Below are 21,541 nucleotides of genomic sequence, written 5' to 3'. Positions count from 1 at the left end.
ACCGGGTTATATTTTTAACCCAGTCTCACCCTGTCTCCCCTCGTCTCACCAGGAGGTCGCCGTTCAGCCCCTGGTCAGTGCCGCCCCCAGTCGCCCGAACGCCCGCTCCGCCGCCCGGACGGCATCCGGCGCGACGTCCGCCACCTTCTCCCCCGCCGCGATCCGCCGCCAGTTGTCCAGGGCGAGGATCCGCTGCACGGCGATGATCTGCCCGGCCGCGAGCCGCGCGTCCAGGTCGCCGCCGAGCGCCTCGGCGAGGGCGGCCTCGGAGCGCTCCTGGTGCCGGTAGGCGCGCGCGACCAGGGACGGGGTGCCGTAGAGCAGGGTGTGGAAGGCGAGCACCTGGGGGTGGTCGTTGAGCCCGGTGACCGGGTCGCGCCGCTCCAGGCCCGCGAGGAAGTGCCGGCGCAGCGCGTCCACCGGGTCCGGGGCGCCCGCGACCACCCGCGCGGCCTCGTCCTCGTGGTCCGCGATCCGGTGCAGGACCAGGTCCTCCTTGGCCGGGAAGTACCGGAAGAGGGTCGGCTTGGAGATCCCGGCGGCCGCGGCCACCTCCGCCACCGGCACCGCGTCGAAGCCCCGCTCCAGGAACAGCCGCACCGCGGTGTCCGACACCTCCTGGTACATCCGCTGCCGCTTGCGCTCCCGCAGCCCCGGCTCCCGCGTTCCCGTCTCCCGCTCACGCGGCTCCGACTCACCCATGGGGCGAGCCTACGCAGTGCTCAGCCGAGCCCCAGCCTGGGCAGTCCCAGCCGGGGCAGCCCCCAGGGGCGCCCGGACAGGCCGAGCGAGGCCGTGGCCGCCGCGAGCGTCATGCCGTACGACGCCACCGCCCGCCGTACGTTGGGCGCGTCCAGGCTGGATCCGGTGACCAGCCGGTCGAGGTCGACGTAGGCCGAGCGGACCAGCTCGATCCAGCGGTAGACCCGCCAGTCCCGCTGCCAGTCATGGGTGTGGCGCGCGTCCAGGCGGGCCGCCCAGCGGCGGAACATGCGGTCGCGGATCTCCGGCCGGGTCGGGGTGAGGTGCATGTGCCGGACCAGTTCGTACAGCGGGTCCCCGACCAGGGCCATCTCCCAGTCGATGAGGGTGAGGGCGGGGCCGTCGTCGCGGCGCACCAGGTTCCAGGGGTTGAGGTCGCCGTGCAGCAGGGCGGGGGCGCGGTCGCTGACCCGGTGCCGGGCGAGGATCTCGCGCAGCCGGGGCGCGTCCGGCAGACCGAGGAAGCGGGCCGTCTGCTGGGACTGCCGCGGCAGCGCCTCGACCAGCGCGACGAGCTGCTCGCTGAGCCAGCCGTAGAAGCCGGGGCGGCCGCCGAGCGGGTCGATGCCGGCCGGGTCGACGCCGGTCAGCGCGGCCAGCTGGTCGACCAGGTGGTCCGCCTCGTGCGGGCGCAGCCCGTCGACCGGGTGGTCGGGGCGGCGGCCGAGATCGCGGCCGCCCTCGTAGGTGTGCACGGCGAAGCGGTCGCCGCGGTAGCGGTGGGCGGGGTCGGCGGCGTGGCTGGTGCCGAGCGCGAGGACGCGGGGGGCGGCGACCGGCACCCCGGACCGTTCGATGGCGGCGAGGACGGCGTGCTCGCTGAGGAAGCTGCGCTCGCGGCGCAGTACGACGGTCACCTCGCGGCGTACGACGACGGGGAAGCCGGTGCCGGGCACCCGGAGCACGGTGGTGAGGTGCGCGGCGCCCTTGAACACCCGCTCGGCCGGGGCGGCGCCCTCCAGGAACAGGGCGTCGGCCACCGCGTGATGCGGGAAGCCGGGGTGTTCGGGGACCCGCCGGTCCGGTGTCCAGGCGATGGCCCGGGGGCGCGGGCCGGGCCGGGCGGCGCCGCGCCGGAAGAGGATCCGCTCGATCTCGTCGGCGCCGGGCACCCGGCCGAGCCGCAGCGGCTCCGTGGCCGCGCGCAGGGCGTCGCCCACGACGGCGGTGGCCCGCTCCAGGGACTCCGGGTCGAAGGAGCGGGCCAGGGCGCGGACGGCCCGGACGACATCGGTGTAGAGGGACTGGGCGTGTTCGAGGGCGAGGTAGTGGGGCAGGTCCTTGCCGAGTCCGGCGACGGCGGCGGGCCGGGCGCGGGCCACCGCGTCGGCCCAGGCGCGCACGAGTGCCGCCCGCTCGGGCTCGGGGCGGCGCGTGCGTACGAGGTGGACGGCGAGGTCGTACAACGGGTCGCCGTAGCTCGCCAGTTCCCAGCCCGTGCAGTGCAACCCGTCGTCGGCCACGATCAGTTGGGCGCGGCGCAGATCGCCGTGGAGCAGGACGTACGGGCGGCGGGTCAGCGCGGGCACCCGCTCGGCGAACCTGGTGAGCGCGTCCTCGGGGACGCCGAGCGCGGTGAACAGGCCGCCGTACCTGCGCCAGTCGGCCCTGCGGATCTGCCGGTCGGCGAGATGGGCGAGGGTGCGCAGGAAGCCCTGGGAGTCGGTGTGGTTGCGCGGCCAGTGCGGGGGCAGCGGCGGCAGCGCGGTGCGGCGCACCTGGGCGAGAGCGGCGAGCAGCGCGGCGAAGTCCTCCGGCGGCGGCCCCTGGTCCGGTGTCCGGCCGTCCACATGGCTGTGGATGACGTACCCCTCCCCGGCGGCCAGGCACTCCGGCGCCCGGGGCAGCACCCGGTGGACCGCGCGCAGGATCTCCGCCTCGCTCTCCCAGGTGCGCACGGCCGGTGCCGCGTCCGGGCGGGGCAGCCGCACGGTCACCGGCGTGCCCGGGGCCCGGCCGAGCAGACCGGCGAGCGGTTCGGTCAGCGGCAGTACATGGTCGCGATGGCGCGGGCCCTCGCGACCCGTCCCCGCGGCCGCGGCACGGGCCACGAAGGCACGGCAGGCGGCATCCCTCCGCATGGCTTCGGCGCGCTTCCCCACGACGGTAGGGGGAATGGACGGTGCGCCCACTGGCCGCTCCGGGATCGATCGCACAAGGGGGAGGACCGGTCGGGCGACAGGTCCGGGGAAACGCTATTCCCCCGTGGCGGCCGGTACGGCCTCCGGGCGCGGTGGAGTAGCCCAACGGGTGGTCCGCCGCTCGGCTGTGCCGATCCGGCGCCCGGGGCCCGGCACCTCGCCGCGCCCCGCACCCGCGTATCCGCGGCCGGACGGTGACCCGGCCGCGTCTCCGCATGCTAACCGACCCCCCGGCCTCCCCTGAGCAGGCGCAACAGCGGTTCCAGGGACCGTACGACGTGCTCGGCGCCGGCCGCGCGCAAAGGTTTCTCCTTCGCCTCGTTGCGGGCGTAGCCCAGGAAGGGGACCCCGGCGTCGCGGGCGGCGGCGAGATCGGAGGGGGTGTCGCCGATCATCAGGGCGGCGGTGGGGGCGGCCCCCATGGCACCGAGGGCGCGCAGCAGGCAGTGCGGGTCGGGCTTGAGGTGGTGCAGCTGCTCGGTACGGCCGTACAGGTGCGGCGCGAAGCAGGCGGTCAGGCCCCGGGACTCCAGGTAACTTCGGGCCACACGGGGCGAGTTGTTGGTGGTGACGGCGAGCCGGGCGCCGACGGCGGTCCAGGTGCGGATCAGCGGATCGGCCCAGGCGGTGGGCAGCGCGGAGGCGGCGGCCCGCAGCTCCTCCTGGGTGAGGCGTTCCTCCAGGCCGGTGACGAGGTCGCTGCCGGGCCGGCGGCGGCCCACCGCGCGCAGCACCACCTGGGGGTCCAGGGTGCCGCGTTCGGCCGGGGTGAGCAGTCCGTGCAGGCCCTGCCGCTCCAGCCAGGCCACCAGGTCCGCGGCGATCCGCTCGGCCTTGTGCGTGGCGAACAGCCGGCAGATGGGGCCGTCGAAGTCCCACAGCACGACCCGGGCGGAAGTGATCAGTACACGAAGCTTCTCGATCTCGCTCGCATCAGAAGTCGTATCAGAAGTCACTAGGAGAGTGTCAGGTCCGTGGAGATGGTTTCCCAGAGGGCGTCGAACCACTTCTGCGATTCCTCCACGAACGCCGCGTCCCGCTGTCCGGCGCCCTGCTCGAAGGAGAAGAGCAGGGACTCGGAGCCGACCGCGTCGTACATCTCCAGCGTCCCGCTGTCGGTGGGCTCGGCGCGGCGCGTGATCATGTAGTGCGCGAAGAGCGCCTCGGCCCCATTGAGCAGGTACAGCTTCACCGGCGGGGTGAACGGCAGGGCCCGGAAGGTGACATGGACGTCGATGTCATGGGTGCCGCGCAGGGCCTGGAGGTTGTACTGGAGCACCTGCCCCTGGGCGTTGCGCATGGCCAGCCAGCGCTGGTGCACCGCGTCGTCCTCCGCGCTCCCGGCGTCCACCGAGACCGGGAAAGCGAGGCTGATCTCCCGCGAGGGCAGCAGGACGCGGACATCGATCCGCTCCGGGCGCAGCTTGCCCTCGTGGATCAGGCGCAACGGTTCGCCGAGGGCCGGGATCAGGCTCTGCGCGGTCAGGCAGACGGCGTCGATCCGCACCTGCGGCGCCGCGAACGCGTCGGTCAGCCGGGGCGCGAGGGCCACCATGGTGGGCTGGGGCTCCCCGCCCTTGGACCGCTGCTCGGCGACCCGTGGCGGACTGCCCTTGGTGACGCCGCTGAGCAGGCCGTCCTGCTGGAGCACTCGCAGCGCCTGGCGCACGGCACCCCGTTCGACGCCGAACTCCTCGGCCAACTCGGCCTGGGTCGGAAGCCGTTCGCCCGGCCGCAGGATCCCGGCGCGCATCCGCTCGCGCAGGACGCCCGCGATCTCCTGGGGGCTGCGTCTGCCGCTGCCGTTGACTGCCATGTGCTCCTGGGTCACCACCAAACGTTACAACTTCCGTCCATCTAAGGGGAGTTGCCGAGAAGTTGTTTATGTAGTGCCACCAAGTGGGGACAACTTAAACAGAGTTGGTTGCCAACTTTTCCAAGTTGGCGGAAGTTTCGCCTCCCATCGTCGCTCCACCGGCACCCGAAGGGGGATTCGCCGTGCCCGCTCCCGCTCTCCTCTCCGCCACCCTCGCCCTCGGCCTCGAACAGCTCGTGCAGTGGAAGTACGGCACCGCCGGCGCTCTCGGCCTGCTGCTGTTCACCGTCGGCCACAGAGCCAAGAGCCCGGCGGTCAGCTCCGTCGGCGCGATCCTGCTCGCGGTGCTTCTGACCGGCCCCGCGATCTGAGTAGCGAAGGCTCCGCTACGTCAGCTCCAGATCGGAGCTGATCGTCTCCCAGAGAGCGTCGAACCACCGCCGGGACTCCGCCACGAAGGCGGCGTCCCGCGCTCCGGCGTCCCGCGTCCCGGCGCCCGGCCCGAAGGCGAACAGCATCGAGCGCGTGCCGTCCGCGTCGTACGACTGGAGCGGTTCCCCGCCGAACTCCCGCTGCTCATGGCGTCCCAGGGTGTAGTACGCGAACAGCGCCTCGGCCTCGTTGAGCAGATAGAGCTTGACCGGGGGTGTGAACGGCAGCGCGCGGAAGGCCAGCCGTACCTCGATGCCGTGCGTGGTGCGCAGGGCCAGCAGGTTCTGCCGCAGCACCAGGCCCTGGGCGTTGCGCACCGCCAGCCAGCGCTTGTGCAGCAGCCCGCCGTCCCCCGTGTTCGCCGGGTCCACCGGGGTCGGGAAGGCCAGCTCGATCCGGCGGCTGGGGAGCAGCACCCGGACATCGATCTTGGCCGGTTTCAGCTCCCCCGCATGGATCAGCCGCAGCTGCTCGCCGACGGCCAGCGTGAGCGACACCGAGGTCAGACAGAGCGCGTCGATCCGCACCTGGGGGGCGGCGAAGGCGGCCGCGACGCGCGGGCCGAGCCCCACCACGGTGGGCTGCGGCGGCGCGGCGGACCACCCCGGCCACGCGTCCTCCGCCACCCTGGCCGGGCTGCCCTTGGACACCCCGGTGAGCAGTCGCTCCGCGTGCAGGATGTCCAGGGCCTGGCGGACGGCGCCGCGCTCCACACCGAACTCCTCGGCCAGCTCGGCCTGGGTGGGCATGCGCTGCCCGGGGCGCAGTGCGCCGGATCCGATCCGGCTGCGCAGCTCGTCGGCGATCTCCCGATGGGACGCGCGGGACGCGCGGGGTTCCCTGACGGAGGCGTGCTCCGGATCCACGGGAAAACCCTACAACTTCCCGCCAACTTGCGGCAGTTCAGCGACAGCTGGTTATGAGACGCCTTCCAACGGAGATAAGTAGAGATAAGTTGGCAGCCAACTCGGCTGACATGGTCAGGCTTTCCAGGGGTTGGCCGTATCGGGGACGGCCCGCGAAGCGCACAGCCACAACTGAAGACGCGAACAACTGAAGACGACGACAACTGAAGACGAAGCGCACAGCCACAACTGAACACACGCACAACCGAAGAACACCCAGCACAGCCACAACTGAACAGCTCGCTACGGATGTACAGCTCAGCGCCGCCGACGAGGGGAGCGGTCAGAAGTCGTCCGGGCACCACGGGCGCCCGGGCGAGCGGAACAGGGCGTCGGCCTGCCGGGCGGCGCCCTCTCGCGCTGCCCGCACCCGGCCCAGCGCGGCCAGCCGCAGCAGCGACTCGCCGCCGAGCCATACGGATGCCAGCTCCTGGACGCCCAGCGTCAGATCGGGGCTCGCGGTGGTGGCCGTACAGGACGCGCCCTGCGGCGAGGTCTCCAGCCGGTAGCGCCCGCCCGCGTATCCGGCGTCGTCCACGATCTCCAGGACCAGCGCGCCCTCCTGGTCGTAGGTCCGCGCCTCCAGGGCCCGTACGACGTCCAGGATCCGCACCCAGAGCATGTCCGCCTGCTCGGCGATCCGGGCGGCGCGCGGGTCGGGCAGGAAGAACGGGAGCAGATCGTCCGGGCCGCGGCCGCCGCTGTCGACCTTGGTGATCCAGTCGATGGAGCACATGTAGTGCCACAGCGCGCGCTCGGCGGCCGGGGTGGTCCCGAAGAGCCGCTCGACGCGCGCGGTCTGGTCGGGCTGCTGGCCGGTCCAGGTGTCGTCGCTGCGGTACGTCACCAGGCCCTGGGCCTCGCCGGACGCCGAGCGGTACAGGGCGTGCACCGGCTCCACATAGTCGGCGTGGGCGCGCAGGGCGCCGGTGAACTCCTCCCACCACAGCTCGTTGCGGCTGACCGCGCCGGGCTGGCCGCGGCGGAACCGGTCGAACAGCTCGGGGCCCAGCTTGCGTACCTCCGCGCCGTCCAGCAGCTCGATCCGGCCGCCGTCGTCCGGGCCCGACCAGCGGGGGTCGAGGCCGGCCCGCGGGACGTCGACGGTCCACCGGGACAGCCAGGTGGCCGGGCCGAAGCCGAACCGGCCGTAGATCGGGTACTCGGCGGCGAGCAGGGTGGCGACGACGTCCCCGCGCTCCCGGGCCGCCGCGAGGTCCTGCGCCATCATGCGGCTCAGCAGACCGCGGCGGCGGTGCGTCGGGCTGACGGTCACAGCGCTGATGGCGTCGGCGGGAACCACCCCGCCGCCCACCGTGGTCAGCTCCTGCTCGAAGGAGCGGAACGTGGCCACCCAGCGGCCGCCGTCCACGGCCCCCAGATAGCGGCCCGGCGTGAACCTCCGCCGTCGGGCGTCGAGTTGCTCACGGCCCAGGGCCGGGGGCTGGGTGAATCCCACGGCCAGGGCACGCTGCCAGTCTTCGAAGTCGGCCTCGGTCGCGGTACGGACGTCGTTCATGAGCCCACGGTAGGCATCCGCCCCGCCGGATGTCCTCCCGATTTCCGCCCCTTGGCCTCCTCACACCAGCAGGTCGTCCACCTGCGCCTCGCCCACCCGGTAGCGGCGGGCGATCTCCCCGCCGCATCCGTCGGCGGTGTGCTGGAGGCGCTGGCGGCGCCGTGACACCTCCTGCTCGTACCGCTCCAACCGGCCCATGGCCGCGGTCAGTTCGGGGTCCGTGCGGGCGGTGAGATCGCTCAGCTCCACCTCGCCGAGCATCTCGGCGGCGAGCCGTCGTACCTCCTCGCCCCGGGGGGTGCCGACGGTGACATGGCGGGCCGAGGAGCGGTGCCGGGCCGGGGCGTCGCGCAGGATCTCCGGGAGCCGCTCGACCACGGAGGCGTCCTTCGGCGCGGGCACGGCCGCCCGGCCGCGGCGGGCGAGCTCCGCGTGCAGGATGTCGATCCGGCCCTGCAACAGCCGCCGCACATAGCTGAGATCGGCTTCGTCGCGCTGGGCGTCGCGGCGCAGCGCGCGCAGCTCGGACAGGCTCAGCCGGGACAGCTCGGGCTCCGCCGGCCGCATGGAAGCCGGTGTGATCATGGGCTCGTCGGCCCGCTGTACGGGCGGCCGGTACGTCCCCTGGGGAACCGGCAGCTCACTGGTGCTGGATGTGCTCATGTGGTTCGGACCGTCCCCTCGACCGGCGTGTGACAGCATCGTGCCACCCCCGGCGCACCGTATGTGACCGAGTGCCCCCGAACAGCCCCGGATGGGCGGTAAGGGTTCCATAAGCGCTACCTGTGAACGCGTCCCGGAGGTCCGCCCGCGGCCGCGCCCCGGGGACCCGGCATCATGGTCCGCATGCGAGCGGTGGTGCAGAGAGTGGACGGCGCGAGCGTCGTCGTGGACGGCGAGACGGTGGGCGCGATCGAGGGCGAGGGCCTGTGCGTCCTCGTCGGCGTGACCCATGAGGACACCAAGGAGAAGGCGGCGCAGCTGGCCCGCAAGCTCTGGTCGGTGCGGATGCTGTCCGAGGAGCGTTCGTGCAGCGACCTCGACGCCCCGCTGCTCGTGATCAGCCAGTTCACCCTCTACGGCGACGCCCGCAAGGGCCGCCGCCCCACCTGGAACGCGGCGGCCCCCGGCGATGTCGCCGAGCCACTGGTGGACGAGGTCGTGGCCCAGCTGCGGGCGCTGGGCGCGACGGTGGCGACGGGGCGGTTCGGGGCGAAGATGCGGGTGTCGCTGACCAACGACGGTCCGTTCACGGTACTGCTGGAGATGTAGCCGCCCCGGACCGCCCGGGAGCGCTACGGCTCGACCACGATCTCCTGCGCCGCCGCCGTGTCTCCGGCCAGGAGCGCCGCGTCGAGGGGGACGTTCCGCTTGACCAGGGCGAGCGCCACCGGGCCCAGCTCATGGTGGCGGGCCGAGGACGTCACGAAGCCGATCTTCCGGCCGTCGGGGCCCTCGTCCGCCAGCCTGATCTCCGTGCCCGGCGCCGGCAGATGCACATCGCTGCCGTCCAGGTGCAGGAAGACGAGCCGGCGCGGCGGCTTGCCGAGGTTCTGCACCCGGGCGACGGTCTCCTGCCCCCGGTAGCAGCCCTTCTGGAGATGCACGGCCGTGCCGATCCAGCCCAGCTCGTGCGGGATCGTACGGTGATCGGTCTCGAACCCGAGCCGCGGCCGGTGGTGCTCGACCCGCAGCGCCTCGTGCGCGAGCAGCCCGGCGGCGGGCCCGTGCGAGGCCGCGAAGGACTCCAGGTCGGCGCGCGGCAGGAAGAGATCACGGCCGTAGGGGGTCTCGCGTACGACGACGCCTTCGGGCACCTCGGCGATGGACCCGGCGGGCAGGTACACCACCGCGAACTCGTCGGTGCGGTCGGCGACTTCCACCCGGTAGAAGAACTTCATCGACTCCAGGTAGGCGACCAGCGCCTCGCGGGTGCCCGGCTCGACATGCGCCCAGACCGTCGTACCGTCGTCCACCAGGTACAGGGCGTGCTCGATGTGCCCGTTGGCCGAGAGGATCAGCGCCTCGGTCGCCTCGCCGGTGGGCAGATCGCTGACGTGCTGGGTGAGCAGCAGATGCAGCCAGCTCAGCCGGTCCTCACCGCTGACGGTGAGCACACCGCGGTGCGAGAGGTCGACGAATCCGGTGCCGTCGGCGAGTGCGCGCTGCTCGCGGAACAGATCGCCGTAGTGGGCGGCGACGCCTTCGTCCACGCCCTCGGCGGGGACTGCGCCGGGCAGGGACAGCAGGGGGCTCTTCATAAGCGCAAGCCTACGACGTGGTGGTTGAACTCTTCAGGGAGCAGTCCTTGCAGCGGCCGAAGATCGCGAAGTGCTTCATGTCGGTGTCGAACCCGAACTGCCGCCGCAGCTTGGCGGTGAACTCCGCCGCCACGCTCACATCCGCCTCGATCACGCTCTCGCAGTCCCGGCACACCAGATGCAGATGGTGGTGCCGGTCGGCGAGATGGTACGTCGGCGCACCGTGCCCCAGATGGGCATGGCTGACCAGGCCCAGCTCCTCCAGGAGCTCCAGCGTGCGGTACACGGTGGAAATGTTGACCCCCGACGCCGTCTTCCTCACTTCCACGAGGATGTCGTCGGGGGTCGCGTGTTCAAGGGTGTCCACGGCTTCGAGGACAAGCTGCCGTTGCGGAGTCAGCCGGTAGCCGCGCTGCCTGAGGTCGCTCTTCCAGTCGGTGCTCACCACACCGACGAGTCTAGAACCACGCCCGGCACACCGAGAGCCGCCGAGGATCCCTCGGGCCTACTTGAAGAAGGCGATGCCGTCGTCCGGCATGTCGTCCGGGAGGGCCTTGGCCCAGCGTTCGACGTCCTCGGGGGTGACGACCTTCTTCAGGTGGGCGGACATGTAGGGGCGCAGCTCGACCTCGGGGGTCTGCTTCTCGCCGACCCACATGAGGTCGCTCTTCACATAGCCGTACAGGCGCTTGCCGCCGGTGTACGGCCGGGCGGCGGCGGTGCGCGCGACGGCGTCCGTGACCAGGTCGATCTGGGGCTTCTTGTCGGCCATCTCGCCGTACCAGATCTCGATGGTGCCGTCGTCGCGGGTCATCGTGACCTCGACCTTGCGGCCGGCGTCGATCCGCCAGAAGCCGGACTCGGTCTCCAGCGGGCGGACCTTGTTGCCGTCGTTGTCCAGCACCCAGGTACGGGAGTGGTACTCCAGGAAGTCCCGGCCGTCGTGGGTGAAGGTGACTTCCTGGCCGAAGTTGCACTTCTCGGAGCCGGGGAAGTCATGCACGCCGGCGCCGGCCCAGTCGCCGAGGAGGAAGGCGAGCGGGACGAGGTCCTTGTGCAGGTCGGACGGGATCTCGATCATGAGCGATGCTTCCTGGTGGGAGGGTCAGCGCTGGCCCTGGTACAGCTTCTTCACGGTCAGGTAGGCGAAGGCGAGCACGCCGACGCAGACCAGGACCAGCAGGGTTTCGAAGAAGATCTCCACGGGTGCTCCTTGAGCGAGGGTGGGCATACGACAGAGCCGGAGCCCAGCTTACGCGGCCGGGCCCCGGCTCTCCTTCCGAGGTGGGCTTCAGCCGAGCAGCTCCTCCTGGAGCGCCACCGTCTGCTGGAACGGCACGGCGCGCGCACCGCCCTTGCGGGACTGCACGACGAGTCCGATCACGTCTCCGGCGAGGAGGTACGCCTGCTGCACCTCGCCTGCGACCAGTCCGGTGTGGAACTGGAGCAGACAGATCCGGGTGCGGGTGCCGTCCGGCGTGGTCCAGCCGCGGGCGGCGACACGGCGCAGCCCCCGGTCCCTGCACACTCCGCCGAGCAGCTCCCGGTCGTCCTCGAGGGGGTACTCGTCAAGGAGGAAGCGGCAGGGCCGCGGGGACGGGGAGGCCCGGACATGCCGAAGGGCCGTACCCCGTCCGGCGTCCAACCCAGGGGTACGGCCCTTCCGCGTTTGCCGGTCAGACGGCGATGGCGACCTCCGCGAGCCCGCCCTGCTGCGCCACGACCGTGCGGTCGGCGGTGCCGCCCGGCACCAGCGCGCGCAGGGTCCACGTGCCCTCGGCCGCGTAGAAGCGGAACTGACCGGTCGCCGAGGTGGGCACCTCCGCGGTGAACTCGCCGGTCGAGTCGAGCAGACGGACGTAGCCCGTCACCGGCTCGCCGTCGCGGGTCACCTGACCCTGGATCGTGGTCTCACCGGGCTTGATCGTCGAGGCGTCGGGGCCACCGGCCTTCGCTCCGCACATGCTGTCTCTCCAGAGGTCGCTTGGGGTCGCTTACTTGTTGGCGCCGAGCTCGATCGGCACGCCGACGAGGGAGCCGTACTCGGTCCAGGAGCCGTCGTAGTTCTTGACGTTCTCCACGCCGAGCAGCTCGTGCAGCACGAACCAGGTCAGGGCCGAGCGCTCACCGATGCGGCAGTAGGCGATCGTGTCCTTGGCGAGGTCCACGTTCTCCGCGGTGTAGAGCTCCTTGAGCTCGTCGTCCGACTTGAACGTGCCGTCGTCGTTGGCGTTCTTCGACCACGGGATGTTGCGCGCGCTCGGGACGTGGCCCGGACGCTGCGACTGCTCCTGCGGCAGGTGGGCCGGGGCGAGCAGCTTGCCGGAGAACTCGTCGGGGGAACGGACGTCGACCAGGTTCTCGGCGCCGATCGCCTTGACGACGTCGTCGCGGAAGGCGCGGATCGCGGTGTTCTGCGGCTGGGCCGTGTACGAGGTCTTCGCGCGCTCGGGGACCTCGTCGCCCGCGACCAGCTCGCGGGCGTCCAGCTCCCACTTCTTGCGGCCGCCGTCGAGGAGCTTGACGCTCTCGTGGCCGTACAGCTTGAAGTACCAGTAGGCGTACGAGGCGAACCAGTTGTTGTTGCCGCCATAGAGGATCACCGTGTGATCGTTGGCGATGCCCTTCTCCGACAGGAGCTTCTCGAAGCCCTCCTGGTCGATGAAGTCACGGCGCACCGGGTCCTGGAGGTCCTTGGTCCAGTCGATGCGGATCGCGTTCTTGATGTGGTTCTTCTCGTAGGCGGACGTGTCCTCGTCCACCTCGACGATCGCGATGGTCGGGTCGTCCAGGTGCTCCTGAAGCCAGTCGGCGTCGACCAGGACGTCGCTGCGACTCATGCTTTCTCCTCCGGGGCAGTTACGGCGGGGCGTGCGAGTGCGAAGGGGCGCGCGCCCGGGGTGCGAGCGGCGCACGGGTGCCCAGCAGGGCAGGGGGTGAAAGACGCGGAAGCGGGACTTCCGCTCAGAAGGGGCGACAGAGCATGGCGGCGACGCGGCACAGGTCGACTGCCCGCCGCTTCGTGAGATCCGCCTGTCGCTTCATGGCCTCGATCGTAGGTACGCGGAGGCGCGCGTGTCACCGGTGTGTCGTATGGCGAGACACGATCGTCCGAATGGCGGGATGAGAAGAGCGCCCGGCGGCCAGGGGAAGGCCCTCCGGGCGCTCGGACGCGCCATCGCATCTACGGTACGGACGTCACCGTCTCGTCTGTCGGACGAACGGTGCCCATCGGGGCCGTTTCGCGGCTTTCTACCCCGCCAGCTTGACGTCCGAACCCTGCACGCTGATCTTCACGCCGTTCTCGGCGGCCTCCACCTTGGCCAGCTTGATGCCGCCCGGCAACTGGTCGATGACCTGCTGGAAGTCGGTGATCGTACGGACCCGGTCCTCGGCGAGTCCGAGACCGGCGACCGAGGGAAGGGAGTCGGCGCGCACCTCGACCTTGTTGTTCACGACGCTGACGGTGCTCAGGACGGAGACCGTGCGGTCGATCGGGATGGCGCCGGCGACGGTGCCGTTCACCTTGACGGCGACCTTGATCTTGCCGTTGCCGCCGTCGGAGAGGCCGACGACCTTGGCCCGTATGCCCAGGCCGATGTCGGTGGGCTGCGACTTGGCGGTCTTCATCAGCTCGTCGTACGAGATGGTCGCGGTGCCGGTGGCGCTGGAGGCGGTGGCCGAGCTGTAGTCGCCGGAGAAGGAGACGCCCTTCATGTCGGCTTCCAGGTCATCGATGCGGATCGTCTTCCCCTGTTCCCCGGTGGCCGCGTCATAGCTCTTGATCCCGACCTCGACATCGTCCAGCGAGCCGCCGGCGACCTGGGGGAGGAACGGGAAGCCCTTGATGTTCACGTCCGGCGTCACCGACAGGTTCTCCGACGACTTCAGCTTGTCCGCGACCTCCCCCTGAGCGAAGTGCACCGCCACCCGGTCCACGATCACGAACAGCCCGCCCAGGATCACGACGATGATCAGCAGTATTCGCAGGGCGCGCATGTGGTGTTTCCCCCCAGGTCGACAAAGGTCACGGCTACGCCACGGTAACGCCGCGCGGCTTCGCGGAGGGTAAATGTCGATCAGCTGTGACAGGGCACGCAGTTGGAGGCGGCGATCCGAAGCGTCCCCGGCACTACGGGCGCCGAACCCGGCGCCCGGACCTACCCTGGAAGCATGTACGCACGGCGACGTCACGTGTACTTCGCCATGATGGGGATCTGTATCGGCCTGTTCGTCCTGGCGTGGGGGGTCGTGCGGATCTGGTCCGTCCCGGCGGCCGTCGGCATGTGTGTCGTCGCCATGGTGATCCCGCCGGTCGCCGCGATGATCGCGAATCGGCGGGGGCCGGAGGACCGCTGGTGGGACGATCCGTCCGGCGATCCCCAGTCCGACGACTGGTGGGACGAGCTGGACGGCAAGAAGCGCCCGCGCTCCTGAGGGAGCCGCGGCAGGCGAGCTAGTAGACGAGCGCCTGGGTGTCGTCCCCCAGCGCCTCCTGGACGAAGACCTGCGCGCCCGCGATGCGTACGCCCTCGATGACGTCCTTCTCCGTGATCTCCCGCCGCGCCGCGCACTGGGTGCACAGCGTGACGCGGCCGGCCGCGAGGATCGAGTCGATCAGGTCGGGCAGCGGAGCCGCGTGCGGCAGCTCGAACTCGGCGGCCCGTCCCGGCAGCGCGAACCAGGACGACTCCCCGGTCAGCCACAGCGACACCTCGACCCCGCTGGCCACGGCCACCGCCGCCACCGTGAACGCCTGCGAGCAGCGCTCAGGGGCGTCCGCCCCGGCCGTCACCTTGATCACGAGCTTCTTCGCCATGCGGGAAGGGTAGCCCGCGGTGCGAGCACGGCTCAGACCGCCACCACGGCGAGCGCCACCAGCAGGCCCGCCAGGCTGAGCACGGTCAGCGCGCCGCTCACGAACGCTCCGTCGACCCTGCGGGCACGGTGGCGACGACGCCGTACGACGGCAGGGGCGGGGACGGGTGCCTCGGGCGGCAGGGGCCGGGGCGGTGGCGGGAACAGCGGCGGCGGGATCGCGTAGCCGGGGTTCAGCGGGGCCCGGTTCTCATCGTTCCTGGTCACGGGCAGTGCTCCTCCCTCAGGTGCCTGCGCAGCAGCACGTTCGCGTCCGCCTCCGCGCTGCGGTCGCACTCGGCCCGCGCCACCTCGCGCCGCTCCGCGAGCGTCAGACACGCCGGACAGCCCGGCACCGCCCGGGGCGGTCGGCTCAGGTCGTCCGGGTCCGGCGGCAGCGCCTGCCCGCGCTCGTTGGCGATCCGCACCTCGGCGCTGAGGCGGGCGCGGTTGTAGAGGGAGGGCCCGGTGTCCTGACTGGCCGGATCCATACACATCGGTTTCGCTCCTTTGCTCCAACTTCTATACGAAATGCGCCAGTTGCACTACTCTGCGTGTTCCTGGCCTGATACGAGAATGACCCAGCACGGAGCCGGAAACGCGCGGAACGGCGCCTTGTGCCAGGTCGTGCGGGCCATGTGCCACAAATTCCACAAACCGGGGAGGGCGCGGTGCCGCAGCGACGGGCGATCACGGGTCGCAGCCAGGAGCCGAGGGCTCGGTTCGCCGAGGAGCTGCGGTTACTCCGGGAGGAACGGCAGCTGACCTTCCGGGCGCTGGCCGCGCAGGTGGGCTGGGACCCGACCCTCTTCAGCAAGATGGAGAAGGGCCAGTCGCTCGGGGGCCCGGAGACCGTGGTGGCCCTGGACACGTTCTACGGCACGGGCGACAAGTTGCTCACGCTCTGGGAGCTGGCGAAGGCGGACCCGACGCAGTTCAAGGAGCGGTATCGGCAGTACATGTCGCTGGAGGCCAGGGCAGCGAGCATGTGGCAGTTCGCACCGAGCGTCATCCACGGCCTGTTGCAGACGCCCGAGTATGCGCGGGAATTACTCAAGCAGGGTGGTCAGTTCGGAGCAGAACTGGAGACACAGGTAGCGGCTCGCATGGGCCGCTGCGAACTGCTTTATGCAGACGGCGCACCGCAGTTCCGCACCATTGTCTCCGAGACCGTGCTGCGCAGCCCTCTCCGTGACCTGGGTGCATGGCGTGCGCAATTGAGCCATCTTCTGGAGACGGGGGAACGCCCCAACGTCATCATCCAGGTGATGCCCTTGTCCGTCGGCCTGCACGGGCTGACGAACACTGACACCATGTTCCTGCGAGACGTCGGGGGTCGGACCGTCGCGTGGGTCGAGACGGGCTACGCCGGCGAACTCGTCCAGGAAGCAACAGCTGTTGAGACGCTCCAGCTCCGATACGATCGGGTACGCGATTTGGCCCTATCTCCGGACAGATCGCGGGAGTTCATCAAGCGGATGCTGGAGGAAGCGCCATGCGAGCCATCGACTTGAGCACCATCACGTGGCGTAAGAGCAGCTACAGCAACCAGGACGGCGGCGCGTGCGTCGAGGTCTCCGACGACCTCCTGCACGCCGCCGACTGGCGCAAGAGCTCCTACAGCAACCAAACCGGCGGCGAGTGCCTGGAGTTCGCCGACAACCTCCCCCTCGTCCCCGTCCGCGACAGCAAGGACACCACCCGCACCCCCCTCCTCTTCGGCGCCCCCGCCTGGGCGGCCTTCGTGGGCGGGGTCAAGCGGGGCTGACGTCCAGCGGCCATGACTCGGCCGACGGGTTGTCCAGCCAGACCCGTTGACCAGAGGAACTGACCGTCAGACCGAAGCGGTGGAGTCCGGGCGAGCCCCGGTCCCGCCACCATTCGTAGGCTCCGACCGCCTCGTCCCAGAGGCGTCGGGGCCCCCACTGCCAGACCCGGGCCCGGTCGCCGTCCTGAAACAGCACGCAGGCCCACGACATGTCGGCGAGGCTGTAGAACCACACCGGCCGGGCGCCCTCGCGACGCAAGGCGACTCCCCTGGCCTTTGCGTCCCGCACCCAGGTATGGAAGTCGTTCCACCACGTCTCCGGGTTCGGCTCCGGTCGCCAGCCGGAACGCCACCGCTCGAACTCGGCCGCCTCTTCCCCGATCCCGTAGGAGTCGCGCATCTCCAGATGCACGGCCGAGTGGCGCGCCCGGGCAAGCAGATCAGTGAACGCCGAGTGTTTGGAGCGCCTTTCATGCTCGCGTGAAAGACGGGCTTCCGAACGCCTAACCCAGCACCCGTCCCAGCGCCCACACCACCGGTGCCGCCGCGGACAGCGGCAGGGCGACGCCCGCGGTGAAGTGGACGAAGCGGGAGGGGTAGTCGTAGCCGGCGACCCGGTGGCCGACCAGGGCGCACGCGCCGGCCAGGGCACCGAGCAGGGCGCCCTGTGTGCCGAGGCCGGTCATGCCGCCCACCGCGATGCCCGCGCCCGCCGCGGCCAGCAGCGCGACCACGACCGACGCCGGGGTCGGCAGCGGCAGCGCACGCGCCAGTGAGGCGACCGCCACCGCGGCCGCGCCCACCGAGACCGCGTGCGGGTCGGCGCCCAGGTAGCCGGTGGCCAGGATCGCCAGGGCCGCGGAGGCGACCGTCGCCATCAGGCCGTACATCCGCTCGTCCGGCGAGGCGTGCGAGCGGAGCTGGAGGACCAGGGAGAGCAGGACCCAGACGCCGAGGGTGCCCAGGATCGCGGCGGGCGCGTTGCCGCGGCCCGCGGCCAGTACCGCCACGTCGGCCGCGAGTCCGCCCAGGAACGCCAGCGCGATGCCCTGCCGGGCCGGCCACATGCCGTTCAGCCGGAACCAGCCCGCCGCGGTCACCGCCTGGAGCAGCACCAGCGGGACGGCCAGGGCGTACGAGCCGAGGCCCGCCGCCGCGGCCAGCAGCAGGCCGAGCAGCGCGGTGAGCAGCGCCGGCTGCATCCCGGGCTCGATGATCGGCGAACGGCCTTCCAGGCGGGCCCGCTGCGCGTCGGTGATCCGGGAGTTGCCGGCGAGCGTCGCGGGGCCGTAGGAGGGCTCGTCACCGGAGGGTTCCTCGGCGGTGCGGTCCCCCACGGCGGACTCGGGCGCGGGGGCAGCCGTCGGGTACGGCTGCGGCATCGGCGTCGCCGACTGCGGGTGCGGGTGCGGCTGGGCCATCGGCTGGGGGCCGGGGTGGGCCGCCTGCTGGTACTGGTGCTGAGGCTGAGGCTGCCCGGCCTGCTGATAGTGCGGCTGAACCTGCGTCCCCGCGAAACCCTCGCCCTGCTGATACCCCTGCTGCGGATACCCCGTCACCGGCGGCATGTACGCCGTCGCCTCCGCCGCCTGGACCGGTGCGTGGGTCTGGGTCTCCCAGGTCTGGCCCTGCCAGGTCTGGGTGGACTGCGGGTCGTAGCCCCCCTGGGCACCCTGCGGTGCGGTGCCCTGCCAGTCCTGCGGCGGCGCGGGCTGCTGCTGGTACGGGTCGTAGCCCTCGTACGGGCCGCCCTGATACGGCTGGTCGGTCATCGACTCACCCTCCTGCGAACGGCGGGAGCACCTCGACCGTGCCGCCCTCGGCCAGCCGTACCGTCTCATGCGCGCGCGTGCCGACGGGGTCGCCGTCGATCAGATAGGAGCAGCGCTGGAGCACGCGGGTGAGTTCACCGGGGTGCCGGGCGCGCACGGCGGTGAGCGCGTCGGCGAGGGTGGCCGCGTCGTACGGCTCCTCGGCGACCCCGGCCGCGGCCTTGGCGGCGGCCCAGTAGCGCACCGTGACCTTGGGCATCTGGTTCCTCAATCGACGGCTGGTAAAAGTCAGTAAGTAACGGGAGCCAGGCTAGCCGGACCGGCGGGCGGCCCAGTCCCCGATGCGGTCCACCAGGGCGTCGTCCGCGGCGTGCTCCGCATGCCCCATGCCCGGCTCCAGCCACAGTTCGGCGTGGCCGCCGGAGGCGTCGGCGAGCATTCGCGGGTGGTCGAGCGGGAAGTAGCCGTCGCGGTCGCCGTGCACGATCAGCAGGGGCGTCGGGGCGATCAGGGGGACCGCCTCGACGGGAGAGAGCGGTATGGGGTCCCAGTCGCGGTGGTGGATACGGGTGCGCAGACCGTAGCGGCCGACCAGGCGGCCCTCGGGGCGGGTGACCAGCCAGTGCAGCCGGCGCATGGGGGCGGTGCCCCGGTAGTACCAGCGGGCGGGCGAGCTGACCGCGGCCACCGCGTCCACCGTGCCCGGGTGCAGGGCCGCGTGCCGCAGCACCACCGAGGCGCCCATGGAGAAGCCGACGGTCGCCACCCGCGCGTGCCCGAAGCCGCGCGCCCACGCGAGGGCGGCGGCGAGGTCGAGGACCTCCTTGTCACCGACCGTGGAACGCCCGCCCGAGCGTCCGTGGCCCCGGAAGGAGAAGGTCACGACGGCGCCGTAACGGGCCAGCCCGGCCGCCACCCTTCGCACATGCGGGCGATCCACGTCCCCCGTGAAGCCGTGCGCGATCACCAGCACCGGGGCGTCCGGGTCGTATACGGCCGCCCCCCGGTCGTATACGACCTCGACCGGAACGCCGTCCGCCGTGCGCAGGTATGTCCGGACAGGGCCTGGTCTGCCTGTCTCGTCATCCGGACGTACGGTGGAACGTGCCACATGTCCTGCCGCGCGATTGCCCATGTGGGCTATTCTGCTGGGCAGAGGACTCGGGCAGCGTTGCCACCGGGTCCTTTTGTGCTTTCGGAAGCGTTGTATACGGAGCGGGACCCCCTCGGCGTCCCCCGGTGTACGGGCCTTCGGGAACGCAGAGCAGTGCCCGTCCGCACAGTTCTCGCAGGGACCGAGGAGGAACCAGACGTATGAGTTCTCTGCTGCTCCTGACCAACGCCCTCCAGCCGTCGACGGAAGTCCTGCCGGCCCTCGGCCTGCTTCTGCACAATGTGCGGGTCGCGCCCGCCGAGGGACCCGCCCTGGTCGACACGCCCGGCGCCGACGTCATCCTGATCGACGGCCGCCGCGACCTGCCGCAGGTGCGCAGCCTGTGCCAGCTGCTGCGCTCCACCGGTCCCGGCTGTCCCCTGCTGCTCGTGGTCACCGAGGGCGGCCTCGCCGCCGTCACCGCCGACTGGGGCGTGGACGACGTGCTCCTCGACACCGCGGGCCCGGCCGAGGTCGAGGCGCGGCTGCGGCTCGCCATGGGGCGCCAGCAGCTCACGCACGACGACTCGCCGATGGAGATCCGCAACGGCGATCTCTCGGTGGACGAGGCGACGTACTCCGCCAAGCTCAAGGGCCGGGTCCTCGACCTGACCTTCAAGGAGTTCGAGCTGCTGAAGTACCTCGCCCAGCACCCGGGCCGGGTCTTCACCCGCGCCCAGCTGCTCCAGGAGGTCTGGGGCTACGACTACTTCGGCGGCACCCGGACCGTCGATGTGCACGTACGGCGGCTGCGGGCCAAGCTCGGCCCGGAGCACGAGTCGCTGATCGGCACCGTACGGAACGTCGGTTATCGATTCGTTACCCCGGAGAAGGGCGACCGGGGCAAGGAGGAGAGCAGGGCCGAGGCGAACCGGGCCAAGGCGGACGAGCCGGACACATCCGGCGCCCCGGTCGAGGCCGAGGTCCACGCGGACGCTTGATCCTCCACACCTTCCGACGATTTCTCCCCGCTTCCTCGCGGCAAACGCGCGACCCCGGTGCGGAAAGCGTCGCCGACCGGCGCGGGACGCCCGCAGCAAGGGTGCCGAACACCCTGCCCGAACTGGGTCAATCCGCGTAGACTCCGCGCGTGGCCAAGGTGACTCGGGATGATGTGGCGCGGCTGGCGGGGACGTCCACCGCCGTCGTGAGCTATGTCATCAACAACGGACCCCGGCCGGTCGCCCCGGCCACGCGCGAGCGTGTCCTCGCCGCGATCAAGGAGCTGGGGTACCGCCCGGACCGGGTCGCCCAGGCGATGGCGTCCCGGCGCACCGACCTCATAGGGCTGATCATCCCTGACGCCCGCCAGCCATTCTTCGGGGAGATGGCGCACGCTGTGGAACAGGCGGCCTCCGAGCGCGGCAAGATGGTGCTGGTCGGCAACACCGACTACATCGCCGAGCGCGAGGTCCACTATCTGCGGGCCTTCCTCGGGATGCGGGTCTCCGGTCTGATCCTGGTCAGCCACGCGCTGAACGACCAGGCCGCCGCCGAGATCGACGCCTGGGACGCCCGCGTGGTGCTGCTGCACGAGCGGCCCGAGGCCATCGACGACGTCGCCGTGGTGACGGACGACCTCGGCGGCGCCCAGCTCGCCGTGCGCCATCTGCTGGAGCACGGCCACCCCTACGTCGCCTGCATGGGCGGCACCGCGGACACCCCGGCCGTCGGCGACCCGGTCTCCGACCATGTCGAGGGCTGGAAGCGGGCCATGGCCGAGGCGGGCCTGAGCACCGAGGGCCGGCTGTTCGAGGCGCCGTACAACCGGTACGACGCCTATCGCGCGGCCCTGGAGATCCTGTCCGGGCCCCGCCGGCCCCCGGCGATGTTCTGCTCCACCGACGACCAGGCGATCGGCGTGCTGCGGGCCGCCCGCGAGCTGCGCCTGGACGTGCCGGGGGAGCTGGCCGTGGCGGGCTTCGACGACATCAAGGAGGCCGCGTTCGCCGATCCGCCGCTGACCACGGTCGCCTCCGACCGCTCGGCGATGGCGCGGGCCGCGGTCGATCTGGTGCTGGACGACGGGCTGCGGGTGGCCGGGTCCCGGCGCGAGCGGCTGAAGACGTTCCCCTCCCGTCTGGTGGTGCGCCCCTCCTGCGGGTGCGAGCACTGACAACGTCGTCGGGTTCTCACGAGCCGCTTCTTAACGGTT

Annotated in this window: 29 protein-coding genes; 7 read left to right on the top strand and 22 right to left on the bottom strand. The window is 71.5% G+C overall.

Features of this window, described 5'->3' with window-relative positions; genetic code table 11:
* Nucleotides 1-63 precede the first annotated feature (63 nt).
* The 4 genes from HEP81_RS20675 to HEP81_RS20660 form a co-directional block, all read right to left on the bottom strand.
* Nucleotides 64-702, bottom strand: a complete 639-nt coding sequence (locus HEP81_RS20675; protein ID WP_051850005.1) for a TetR family transcriptional regulator — start codon at nucleotides 700-702, stop codon at nucleotides 64-66.
* A 20-nt stretch (nucleotides 703-722) separates the two neighbouring features.
* Nucleotides 723-2,843 (bottom strand): phosphotransferase family protein, encoded by a 2,121-nt coding sequence (locus HEP81_RS20670; RefSeq protein WP_051850006.1) that lies wholly within the window; start codon nucleotides 2,841-2,843, stop codon nucleotides 723-725.
* A gap of 278 nt (nucleotides 2,844-3,121) precedes the next feature.
* Nucleotides 3,122-3,859, bottom strand: coding sequence for an HAD family hydrolase (locus HEP81_RS20665; protein ID WP_243279501.1), 738 nt, complete (start codon nucleotides 3,857-3,859; stop codon nucleotides 3,122-3,124).
* Complete coding sequence (locus HEP81_RS20660) at nucleotides 3,859-4,740, bottom strand: winged helix-turn-helix domain-containing protein (protein ID WP_172636918.1); 882 nt, start codon at nucleotides 4,738-4,740, stop codon at nucleotides 3,859-3,861. Before HEP81_RS20660 ends, HEP81_RS20665 begins: the two co-directional genes overlap by 1 nt.
* Nucleotides 4,741-4,901: 161 nt before the next feature.
* On the opposite strand from HEP81_RS20660, the gene HEP81_RS20655 reads away from it, so the two are divergent.
* Nucleotides 4,902-5,090, top strand: coding sequence for a hypothetical protein (locus HEP81_RS20655; protein WP_037653432.1), 189 nt, complete (start codon nucleotides 4,902-4,904; stop codon nucleotides 5,088-5,090).
* Between the two features lie 15 nt (nucleotides 5,091-5,105).
* On the opposite strand, the gene HEP81_RS20650 is transcribed toward HEP81_RS20655, so the two are convergent.
* From HEP81_RS20650 to HEP81_RS20640, 3 genes are all read right to left on the bottom strand, one after another.
* Complete coding sequence (locus HEP81_RS20650; RefSeq protein ID WP_037653433.1) at nucleotides 5,106-6,017, bottom strand: winged helix-turn-helix domain-containing protein; 912 nt, start codon at nucleotides 6,015-6,017, stop codon at nucleotides 5,106-5,108.
* A 322-nt stretch (nucleotides 6,018-6,339) separates the two neighbouring features.
* The gene (locus HEP81_RS20645; RefSeq protein WP_037653434.1) at nucleotides 6,340-7,575 is read right to left on the bottom strand and encodes a GNAT family N-acetyltransferase; all 1,236 of its coding nucleotides are present in this window, start codon (nucleotides 7,573-7,575) and stop codon (nucleotides 6,340-6,342) included.
* Between the two features lie 60 nt (nucleotides 7,576-7,635).
* Entirely contained in the window at nucleotides 7,636-8,238 is a 603-nt protein-coding gene (locus HEP81_RS20640) for an RsiG family protein (protein WP_037653435.1), read from the bottom strand.
* Between the two features lie 183 nt (nucleotides 8,239-8,421).
* On the opposite strand from HEP81_RS20640, the gene dtd reads away from it, so the two are divergent.
* Nucleotides 8,422-8,847, top strand: a complete 426-nt coding sequence (dtd, locus tag HEP81_RS20635; RefSeq protein ID WP_037653536.1) for a D-aminoacyl-tRNA deacylase — start codon at nucleotides 8,422-8,424, stop codon at nucleotides 8,845-8,847.
* Nucleotides 8,848-8,870: 23 nt separating this feature from the next.
* On the opposite strand, the gene ygfZ is transcribed toward dtd, so the two are convergent.
* The 8 genes from ygfZ to HEP81_RS20600 all read right to left on the bottom strand — a co-directional run bounded on the left by ygfZ (nucleotide 8,871) and on the right by HEP81_RS20600 (nucleotide 13,835).
* Nucleotides 8,871-9,836, bottom strand: coding sequence for a CAF17-like 4Fe-4S cluster assembly/insertion protein YgfZ (gene ygfZ / locus HEP81_RS20630; RefSeq protein WP_037653436.1), 966 nt, complete (start codon nucleotides 9,834-9,836; stop codon nucleotides 8,871-8,873).
* A 10-nt stretch (nucleotides 9,837-9,846) separates the two neighbouring features.
* A complete protein-coding gene (locus tag HEP81_RS20625; RefSeq protein WP_037653437.1) occupies nucleotides 9,847-10,284 on the bottom strand; it encodes a Fur family transcriptional regulator in 438 nt (145 codons plus the stop codon).
* 57 nt (nucleotides 10,285-10,341) lie between these two features.
* Complete coding sequence (locus tag HEP81_RS20620; RefSeq protein WP_037653438.1) at nucleotides 10,342-10,917, bottom strand: heme-binding beta-barrel domain-containing protein; 576 nt, start codon at nucleotides 10,915-10,917, stop codon at nucleotides 10,342-10,344.
* Nucleotides 10,918-11,127: 210 nt separating this feature from the next.
* A complete protein-coding gene (locus HEP81_RS42375; protein ID WP_037653439.1) occupies nucleotides 11,128-11,481 on the bottom strand; it encodes a hypothetical protein in 354 nt (117 codons plus the stop codon).
* A 31-nt stretch (nucleotides 11,482-11,512) separates the two neighbouring features.
* Nucleotides 11,513-11,800 carry a DUF1416 domain-containing protein gene (locus tag HEP81_RS20610; protein ID WP_006348354.1) on the bottom strand — a complete coding sequence of 96 codons (288 nt, stop codon included), beginning with the start codon at nucleotides 11,798-11,800 and terminating at the stop codon, nucleotides 11,513-11,515.
* Nucleotides 11,801-11,830: 30 nt separating this feature from the next.
* Nucleotides 11,831-12,676 carry a sulfurtransferase gene (locus HEP81_RS20605; protein WP_037653440.1) on the bottom strand — a complete coding sequence of 282 codons (846 nt, stop codon included), beginning with the start codon at nucleotides 12,674-12,676 and terminating at the stop codon, nucleotides 11,831-11,833.
* A gap of 124 nt (nucleotides 12,677-12,800) precedes the next feature.
* Complete coding sequence (locus HEP81_RS42685) at nucleotides 12,801-12,881, bottom strand: Ms5788A family Cys-rich leader peptide (protein WP_350751515.1); 81 nt, start codon at nucleotides 12,879-12,881, stop codon at nucleotides 12,801-12,803.
* Between the two features lie 207 nt (nucleotides 12,882-13,088).
* Nucleotides 13,089-13,835, bottom strand: coding sequence for an LmeA family phospholipid-binding protein (locus HEP81_RS20600; protein WP_037653443.1), 747 nt, complete (start codon nucleotides 13,833-13,835; stop codon nucleotides 13,089-13,091).
* A gap of 174 nt (nucleotides 13,836-14,009) precedes the next feature.
* Here HEP81_RS20600 and HEP81_RS20595 point away from each other — a divergent pair, with 174 nt between their 5' ends.
* Complete coding sequence (locus tag HEP81_RS20595) at nucleotides 14,010-14,273, top strand: DUF3099 domain-containing protein (protein ID WP_037653444.1); 264 nt, start codon at nucleotides 14,010-14,012, stop codon at nucleotides 14,271-14,273.
* A 19-nt stretch (nucleotides 14,274-14,292) separates the two neighbouring features.
* Here the strand turns inward: HEP81_RS20595 and HEP81_RS20590 are convergent, their stop codons facing one another.
* From HEP81_RS20590 to HEP81_RS20580, 3 genes are read right to left on the bottom strand one after another with little or no spacing between them, the layout of a single operon-like run.
* Complete coding sequence (locus tag HEP81_RS20590) at nucleotides 14,293-14,655, bottom strand: DsrE family protein (protein WP_037653445.1); 363 nt, start codon at nucleotides 14,653-14,655, stop codon at nucleotides 14,293-14,295.
* Nucleotides 14,656-14,687: 32 nt separating this feature from the next.
* Complete coding sequence (locus HEP81_RS20585; RefSeq protein ID WP_051850007.1) at nucleotides 14,688-14,921, bottom strand: hypothetical protein; 234 nt, start codon at nucleotides 14,919-14,921, stop codon at nucleotides 14,688-14,690.
* Nucleotides 14,918-15,184, bottom strand: a complete 267-nt coding sequence (locus HEP81_RS20580; protein ID WP_051850008.1) for a hypothetical protein — start codon at nucleotides 15,182-15,184, stop codon at nucleotides 14,918-14,920. The genes HEP81_RS20585 and HEP81_RS20580 overlap by 4 nt, the downstream gene beginning before the upstream one ends.
* Before the next feature lie 180 nt (nucleotides 15,185-15,364).
* Here HEP81_RS20580 and HEP81_RS20575 point away from each other — a divergent pair, with 180 nt between their 5' ends.
* Nucleotides 15,365-16,207: a DUF5753 domain-containing protein gene (locus tag HEP81_RS20575; RefSeq protein WP_037653446.1), complete on the top strand. Its 843-nt coding sequence runs from the start codon at nucleotides 15,365-15,367 to the stop codon at nucleotides 16,205-16,207.
* A complete protein-coding gene (locus tag HEP81_RS20570) occupies nucleotides 16,189-16,461 on the top strand; it encodes a DUF397 domain-containing protein (protein ID WP_037653447.1) in 273 nt (90 codons plus the stop codon). The genes HEP81_RS20575 and HEP81_RS20570 overlap by 19 nt, the downstream gene beginning before the upstream one ends.
* Here the strand turns inward: HEP81_RS20570 and HEP81_RS42370 are convergent.
* From HEP81_RS42370 to HEP81_RS20550, 4 genes are all read right to left on the bottom strand, one after another.
* The gene (locus HEP81_RS42370) at nucleotides 16,448-16,900 is read right to left on the bottom strand and encodes a DUF6879 family protein (protein ID WP_338058774.1); all 453 of its coding nucleotides are present in this window, start codon (nucleotides 16,898-16,900) and stop codon (nucleotides 16,448-16,450) included. The two genes, HEP81_RS20570 and HEP81_RS42370, sit on opposite strands and share 14 nt — an antisense overlap.
* A 64-nt stretch (nucleotides 16,901-16,964) precedes the next feature.
* Nucleotides 16,965-18,233 carry a hypothetical protein gene (locus HEP81_RS20560; RefSeq protein WP_037653451.1) on the bottom strand — a complete coding sequence of 423 codons (1,269 nt, stop codon included), beginning with the start codon at nucleotides 18,231-18,233 and terminating at the stop codon, nucleotides 16,965-16,967.
* Between the two features lie 4 nt (nucleotides 18,234-18,237).
* Nucleotides 18,238-18,492, bottom strand: a complete 255-nt coding sequence (locus HEP81_RS20555; RefSeq protein ID WP_037653452.1) for a MoaD/ThiS family protein — start codon at nucleotides 18,490-18,492, stop codon at nucleotides 18,238-18,240.
* Between the two features lie 51 nt (nucleotides 18,493-18,543).
* Nucleotides 18,544-19,368, bottom strand: a complete 825-nt coding sequence (locus HEP81_RS20550; protein ID WP_106979870.1) for an alpha/beta hydrolase family protein — start codon at nucleotides 19,366-19,368, stop codon at nucleotides 18,544-18,546.
* Between the two features lie 179 nt (nucleotides 19,369-19,547).
* Between HEP81_RS20550 and HEP81_RS20545 the strand changes: the two genes are divergently transcribed.
* Both HEP81_RS20545 and HEP81_RS20540 read left to right on the top strand, forming a co-directional pair.
* Nucleotides 19,548-20,327 carry a response regulator transcription factor gene (locus tag HEP81_RS20545; protein ID WP_037653454.1) on the top strand — a complete coding sequence of 260 codons (780 nt, stop codon included), beginning with the start codon at nucleotides 19,548-19,550 and terminating at the stop codon, nucleotides 20,325-20,327.
* 149 nt (nucleotides 20,328-20,476) lie between these two features.
* A complete protein-coding gene (locus HEP81_RS20540; protein ID WP_078967239.1) occupies nucleotides 20,477-21,502 on the top strand; it encodes a LacI family DNA-binding transcriptional regulator in 1,026 nt (341 codons plus the stop codon).
* Nucleotides 21,503-21,541: the final 39 nt, after the last annotated feature.

Origin of the sequence: Streptomyces griseofuscus, from assembly GCF_014673495.1 — a bacterium.
Classification (GTDB): Bacteria; Actinomycetota; Actinomycetes; order Streptomycetales; family Streptomycetaceae; genus Streptomyces; species Streptomyces murinus.
Note: the sequence above shows the minus strand (reverse complement) of the source record. Positions and strands in the feature narration are given on the sequence as shown.